Origin of the sequence: Rhodococcus sp. EPR-134 (genome assembly GCF_001647205.1) — a bacterium.
Classification (GTDB): Bacteria; Actinomycetota; Actinomycetes; order Mycobacteriales; family Mycobacteriaceae; genus Rhodococcus_F; species Rhodococcus_F qingshengii.
In genome coordinates this window covers 1-6,964 of the sequence record NZ_LVCT01000147.1, presented here as the reverse complement: position 1 = coordinate 6,964, position 6,964 = coordinate 1, and the positions used below count along the sequence as shown (strand labels likewise).

At 62.1% G+C, this 6,964-nt stretch carries 6 protein-coding genes and 1 pseudogene; 2 read left to right on the top strand and 5 right to left on the bottom strand.

What is annotated here, in order from left to right; genetic code table 11:
- Window positions 1-192 (bottom strand): annotated as a pseudogene (locus tag A2J01_RS06550) (serine hydrolase); the annotation flags it as partial.
- 301 nt (window positions 193-493) lie between these two features.
- Between A2J01_RS06550 and A2J01_RS06545 the strand changes: the two are divergent.
- Window positions 494-1,663 carry a sensor histidine kinase gene (locus A2J01_RS06545; protein WP_231915718.1) on the top strand — a complete coding sequence of 390 codons (1,170 nt, stop codon included), beginning with the start codon at window positions 494-496 and terminating at the stop codon, window positions 1,661-1,663.
- Entirely contained in the window at window positions 1,660-2,388 is a 729-nt protein-coding gene (locus tag A2J01_RS06540; RefSeq protein WP_007727444.1) for a response regulator transcription factor, read from the top strand. The genes A2J01_RS06545 and A2J01_RS06540 overlap by 4 nt, the downstream gene beginning before the upstream one ends.
- Before the next feature lie 96 nt (window positions 2,389-2,484).
- Here the strand turns inward: A2J01_RS06540 and A2J01_RS06535 are convergent, their stop codons facing one another.
- The 4 genes from A2J01_RS06535 to A2J01_RS06525 form a co-directional block, all read right to left on the bottom strand.
- Window positions 2,485-4,479, bottom strand: a complete 1,995-nt coding sequence (locus tag A2J01_RS06535) for an SDR family oxidoreductase (protein ID WP_007727443.1) — start codon at window positions 4,477-4,479, stop codon at window positions 2,485-2,487.
- A 50-nt stretch (window positions 4,480-4,529) separates the two neighbouring features.
- The gene (locus A2J01_RS37185) at window positions 4,530-4,652 is read right to left on the bottom strand and encodes a hypothetical protein (protein WP_003940840.1); all 123 of its coding nucleotides are present in this window, start codon (window positions 4,650-4,652) and stop codon (window positions 4,530-4,532) included.
- A gap of 284 nt (window positions 4,653-4,936) precedes the next feature.
- Complete coding sequence (locus tag A2J01_RS06530) at window positions 4,937-5,404, bottom strand: hypothetical protein (RefSeq protein ID WP_231915717.1); 468 nt, start codon at window positions 5,402-5,404, stop codon at window positions 4,937-4,939.
- A 67-nt stretch (window positions 5,405-5,471) separates the two neighbouring features.
- On the bottom strand, window positions 5,472-6,964 hold a 1,493-nt coding region (locus A2J01_RS06525), incomplete at its 5' end, for an MMPL family transporter (RefSeq protein WP_064112343.1).

The window sequence follows — 6,964 nt, the reverse complement described above, 5'->3', positions numbered from 1 at the left end:
GGTGGTCAGGTCACCGACTCCTGCGGTGTAGTTGTGGGAGTTGCCGTTTCGGTCTTGGATGCTTGCGAGGGCGGCGGGTAGTCCGTCCTCGCTCACCAGTGCGTCGAGTGAGTGTTGAACCGCATCGTGCCGCGCAGCGACGGTATCGGCGGACGACGAGCACGCACCGAGGGTGACCACGCTGAGAGTCATTGCGACGGAACAGAGGGCGCGGTGCCGTTTCCGGCTTTGTCTTTGGGGTGAGGGAGGTTGGCCCTGTCGACTGTGGCGGCGCATCAGTAGAACTCCTTGGAGAGATTGATCGGTCTGGACACGATCCTGTCTGCTGGAGGATTGGTCGCGCATCGCTCCGACGCGGGAAAACCATCTCCCTCGATCGGGGGAGGCCATCGCCGAGCGGCCCAGTCATACTTGTCGAATCATGATCACAGGACTACGACCGCTGATGCGGGGCTCTACATACTCAGCTGTACTTTTCGCCTTTTGTGGTGTGTTGGCAAGCCTGCCACTTCTGGTGGTTGCGATGTTGCCTGCTCTCGCGTGGCAATCCGCACCCGAGTTCGTCCGGGTGCTTTCGGTCCTGCTCATATGGGTGACTTTGGTAGGAGCACTCGGCCTGGTGCATCCTGTGCGACGCGCGCTCATCGTTACTGCCCGCCGACTGCTGCAGGTGTCGCTGCCGAGTCCAGCGCTCGGACACCGTACTCCTAACCTCTCGGAGATTGATCGCTGGCGGGCCCCGCTCTGGATTGTCCTGCATGTCATGGTGGGTTGGCTGGCGGCGCTCGCGACCAGCGTCCTTTTCATCATGGGGATTTCGCTCCCGGGGAACTGGCTCGGCGGCACGGCGCGAATCAGTCTGTTCGATACGTCGGTTGACGTGACGGGTGGATGGACCTGGATCGTGGCGGCCGGCTGCCTCCTGCTTGCGGTAGGAATTTGTGTCCTGGTGGCAACACTGCTGAGATGGCTGGCGCCACGACTGTTGGGGCCGTCCACGGCTGAACGGCTCGCGCTGGCGGAAGAACGCGAACTGCAACTGGCCGAACGTAATCGGGTCGCTCACGAGTTGCACGACTCGATCGGACACACGCTCACCGCCGCCACGATCCAGGCGGCGGTGGCCGGCGAGGTGCTTGCCTCCGATCCTGCCGCGGCGAGGGCCGCCATGCGTAGCATCGAGGAGTCGACACGGGCAGCGCTCGAGGACCTGGACTACGTACTGGGTGTACTTCGCGAGGAGAGGCCTGGGGCTGTACCTTCTCGGACGCTGTCGGACTTGCCTGCGTTAATTGATCGGTTGCGGCATGCGGGGGCGGTTGTGGAGGTGAACCTGTCGGGTGACCTTTCACAGATCCAGGGGACACTCTCTCGCGCGGCGTACCGGATCCTGCAAGAGGGGACGACCAATGCTCTGCGGCACGGGGACAGCGGGCCGATCGAAATCACGGTGGCAGTCGGCTCGGAGAGCGTCGAGCTCAGAGTGGTCAACAGCATCGGGGCAGTGACCGGGGGAAAGGCAGACGTAGTTCGAAGATCAGGGCGCGGCCTGGCAGGTTTGGCCGAGCGCGTGCGACTCTTGAACGGTGAGTTCAAGGCTGGACCGGACGGAGCCCAGGGCTGGCGATTGAGTGTTCAGTTGCCGGTACGGGTGGCACGATGACCGAAGCCAATTGGAGTGAGGACGCCGCCAAACCTGCAAGCATGCCAGTCACCCTGCTGATTGCGGATGACGACGACGTTACCCGCAGCGGCCTGCGTATGCTGCTCGCAGCTCAGCCCGGGATTGTGGTCGTCGGCGAGGCTTCCGACGGTATCGAAGCAGTGGAGCTTTCGCGGCAACTTCGTCCGGATGTGGTGCTGATGGACGTGCGGATGCCGCTGCGCAACGGAATAGAGGCAACTCGGCACCTCCAGGCCGAGTGCACCGAACCGCCGAAAGTCTTGGTAATCACCACTTTCGAAAACGATGGCTACGTCACGGCCGCACTCAGTGCGGGCGCGAGTGGCTTCGTGCTGAAGCGGCTCCCAGTCCCGCAGATCGCAGCGGCAGTACGTGTGGTGGCGGCGGGCGAAGTGATCCTGTTCCCTGCCGCGCTACGCCGGATGGTTACGCCCCGCCCGTTGGTCTCCGCTGAGGCGTTCCCGAATGCAGCGCTGACAGCAAAGGAGGAAGAGGTATTGCGGTTGATGGCCACCGGGCTGTGCAACTCGGATATTGCTCAGGTTCTGGTTGTGAGCCTGGAGACAGTGAAAACGCATGTCGGGAACGTGCTGGCAAAGCTCGGTGCTCAGAATCGGACGCACGCTGTCGTCATCGCCTACGAGTCTGGTCTGGTGGTCCCGGGGTCAGGCACCGATACGGAACCCTGTGCAACTGGCGGTTGATTGCTTTTGTCAGCGTGACCCGGTGAGGATTCGCCGACTGAACCTACAGATCCGTTCCTCTTGCCGAAACGCTCCGAGACGAAGTCACACCACCGGTCACCAGTGCGTACCGGGCACGAGTCGGGCGGCCCGACGGCCGAGTTTGCGGATGCGCGAGCGCGAGTGGTGCTGTCGCGCCGGTGTTGCCGGAGCGTCTGCCGGAGTTTCCTTGTCTACCTGACCCTTTGCCGCCGGAGAATCGGGGAAGGCCTGGTACATCTGGTTGAGAATTCGGTCCTTGGTGTGCGGTGCGAACAGGGTTCCCAGATCACCCAGGGTTCCCAGTGGTACGTCGATGCGTTTGGGGCGGTCGATCAGCGCGCGGATCACCATTGCCGCAGCCTTTTCCGGGCTGGTGATCGGGCCGTTGTTGTATTCGCCGGTCGGAGCGATCATCGGTGTTTCGACCAGCGGCATGTGGATGGTCGTGAAAGTGATTCCGTCCGCCAGGGTTTCAGAGGCGGCTACGTCCGAGAAACCGTCGAGGGCGGCCTTGCTCGCCACGTAGGCCGAGAATCTAGGCGTTGCCGCCTGGACTCCCGCGCTGCTGATGTTCACGATGTGGCCGAAGCGGCGAGAACGCATGGTCGGTAACAAGGCGAGCACCAATCGCACAGCGCCGAAGTAGTTCACGGCCATCGTTCGTTCGTAGTCGTGGAAACGATCAGTGGAGTGGTAAATGCCGCGCCGGATGGATCGGCCGGCGTTGTTTACCAACATGTCTACGTGATCGTGTTCTGTCAGAATGCTTTTGATCGTGTGCTGGACCGACTCGTCGTCGGTGATGTCGCAGGGGTAACCGAACGCCTTGCCTCCGGCTGATCGAATCTGCTGTACTGCGGCATCGAGTTCGTCGGTGCGGCGTGCGATCAGGAGAACGGTGGCGCCCTTCTGAGCGGCGGCAATGGCCGATGCCTTGCCGATTCCGGAAGAGCCTCCGGTGATCAGAACGATCCGACCCACGAGTGGTCCTTCGGGACTGTTACGTCGTGCGCGATTGGGATCGAGGTTTGCGCGCCAGTACTTCCACAACACAGTGGAGTACGACCCGAACTCGGGGACCGCCAGTCCTGATCCGGCCAGGGCGGCAACGGTTCTCGCGGAGGTGAAGGTCGGCGCCATCGTCATGTTGTCGAGTAATGCTGCAGGCATGCCGATGCGATCGAGGAAGACCTTCCGCGCCGATTCTGCCGAATCCATCGGCAATGGCGAGACAAAGGGTTTGGCGATCACGCCCGGCAGGCTGAGTGCGGGCCGGGGCGCTCCGGCGGCCTTGGCGAGTCCGGCATAGATTTCGCGTACCGGTTGAGGTTTCGGATTCACGAGATGGAATGCTTCGCCGTCATGGCCGGGCACATGCATCAATTCGACGAGGGCGGCGGCTACGTAATCGACGGGCACCACGTTGGTTGCGCCGAGGTTGGGGATCGGGACGGGGAGTGCTGCAGGTAATTTCGCGAGTAGCGCCAGTCCTGGGAACAAGTAGTACGGACCGTCGATCTTGTCCATCTCGCCGGTGACGGAGTTACCGACCACGGCAGACGGCCGATAAACACGCCAGGTGAGGCCTTCTCGTTCTCGAACGATTTTCTCCGCCTCGAACTTGGTTCGGTGGTACGGAGTGGGAAAGCCTTGACCGCAATCGAAATCGGTTTCGCTGAAGGTTCCCGGGTAGTCGCCCGCAACTGCGACTGATGACACGTGATGAAGGGTGGCTCCCAGCTGTGCGGCAAGGTCGGCCACGGAGCGTGTGCCCTCGACATTCGTCGAAGCCTGCTCGTCTCCGGCGGTGATGTCGTAGATCGCGCCGAGGTGAAGGACGTGGTCGGCAGGCGGGGGAGAGTCGATGCCCAGTCCCGGCTCGGTCAGATCTCCAATGAGTGGATGCACGCGATCGCCGCCGGGAATTGCCGACACCTGTTCTTCGAGTTTGGCTACAGAACCGGCTCTGACCAGCACATGGATCTGAGCAGTTTGATCACGCTCGAGCAGGAGTGGCAGTGCAGCTCGTCCGAGGAATCCGGTACCGCCAGTGACGATGTAAGTGGCCATAGTCGGTAACTTACTCCAAAGTAAGATCAGCGGCTAGAGGGAAACGAACATCAGTGCGTCATGACACCGTCCTCGGCGTCGAAGTCGATGCCCGCGGAGATGATTCCGGAGAACAAGAACGCGACGGCAAGCGCAAGAGCGGGGATTGCAAGGATCCATTCGAAAATTGTCATGCTCCAAGTCTGACGAAATCAGCTTCGGAGAACATCGCCCTGCGGAGCGATTTAGACGATCGGGCAGTCATCCTCGAGGACGACTGCCCGATCAGGGAAATCCACTAGGTCTGTTGCTGAAGAGTTTCGGGCGCAGTGGGGTGCGCGCTCGTCCTTGCGTCGCGTGACGTGATTTCGGATGAGATGTGGGCGGCCGTTGTTCCGAGGGTGTGAAGGCCATGCGCCGTCCGCCAGTAGACCGGCGCACCATCGTCGAGGCGATGGCGTGGACAGGCCGGCAAACCCTAGGCCGGTTCAGCGCCCGACAAGTCCTCGACCGCATACGGAGTCGTTCCTTCGAACAGAACACCGATCCCGAAAGGATCGGCCATCTCGAGCCTTGACTCAGCGAACCGCAGCAGCCAGGTTCCGTCAGCCCAGATCACCGCCTCAGGTTCGCCGAACAGTGACTCCGTGGCGTCCAACTCCACGAGTTCGGAGTGGCGGAGGCCGAACTGTGGCCCACGCAGCTGTTGACGCAGGTAATCGGCGGCGACTTCGGCAAACTCACCGAACCGGGCCATCACGGTCGCAGCGAGCTCACACACCGCAGACTCCGGCACGGTGGCCGGCTCGATAACCAGACTCACCGGCCTGGAGTCACCGACCCCCTGGATATCGATGCTCGATGTCCAGCACGCCAACGAATCGTCCGAGTCGACACGCGAAAACACTGCTGAGCCGACCACAACACTCTCAGGTAAGTCATCCACGACCCCTAGTCAAACACGGCTCTCCGCAGGATCCCAGGGACTCTTCAGCGACATGATCCAGTCGCGATCAGTGGCCGATGCCGACCTTCGCGTGAACCTTTTTCATCCACACAGGAGCCCACCAGTTCGCTTCGCCCATCAACTTCACTAGCGAGGGCACGAGCAACATGCGGATGATGGTCGCGTCGACGATCAGCGCGACGATCATGCCGACGCCCAGGAACTTCATCACTGACAGCCCTGACATTGCGAAGGCCCCCGTCACCACTATCAGGAGTAAGGCGGCAGCCGTCACGATGCGGCCGGTGCGCTCGGTTCCGAACTTGACCGCTTCCTCTGTCGTCGCTCCCGCGTTCTTGGCCTCGACCATCCGTGACATCAGGAAAACCTCGTAGTCCGTGGACAATCCGAACACCACCGCCAGGATGAGCACGACAAACGTCGCCTCCAGCGGAGTTTGACTGACCCCGAGGAGTTCGACGCCGTGTCCGTCCTGGAAGACGAAGGTGAGGACACCGAAGGTGGTCGCGAGACTCAGGGCTGCCATCAGCACCGCCTTGATCGGCAGCACCACCGAACCGAACGCGAGGAACAACAGGATCAGGGTGGATCCGACCATGATGAGGATCATCACCGGTAGCCAGTGCAGGACGGCGTTGTTGCCGTCGTCGACCATGGCTTGACCGCCGCCGACAAGCAGCACCGTTCCGTCGGGAGCGGAGATCGCACGCAGATCTGTCACTGCGGCGCTCTGTGATTGGGGTGTAGAGCCCTCGCTGTAGAGAGCCTGAACCGCGACGAGTTGATTGGTGCTCGCGACGACGGTCGCCTGACCGATGCCCTCGACTCGACCGGCGGACTCGGCGATCGCTGCACCTTCGGCCGGGGTGAGAGTGTTCCCGTCCTCGGCCTGAAGGATCATCGTTGCGCCGTTTCCGGTTTGCGGGAAGTCGTTGACCAACGTGTCCATTGCAACGCGAGCGGGGTCGTTGTCCGGTAGTGCGGTGTACGAGAGTTCTCCCAGCCGGGCGCCGAGCAGCGGCGAGGCCATCACGAGCAGCACAGCCACGATCGTCACCGAGACTGCGACCGGACGCTTCATCACCCACGTGACGACGCGGCCCCAGAACTTGCGCGAGCGTTCCTCGCCGCGTTGCGCCGCATCCTTGCGCCACGTCAGGGCGTTGATGCGATGCCCCAGAATGGCAAGCAGCGCAGGCACAGCGGTCAGCGACAGGACGGCCGCGCTCAATACTGCGGCGATCGCGCCGAAGCCCAGAGACCGGATGACGGCCTGGGGGAATACGAGCATGCCGCTGAACGCACAGATCAGCAGTAGACCCGAGAACATGACGGTGCGACCCGCGGTCAGAACTGTCCGCTGAGCAGCCGCTCCCGGGTCCGAGCCCGAATTCAGTTCTTCACGGAACCGGCCGACCACGAACAGTCCGTAGTCGATGGCCAGTCCCAACCCGAGAAGAGAAGCGACGTTGATCGAGAACGAGGACACATCGGTGATCAGCGTGAGGATTCGCAGAACCGCCAAAGCGCTCAGGACAC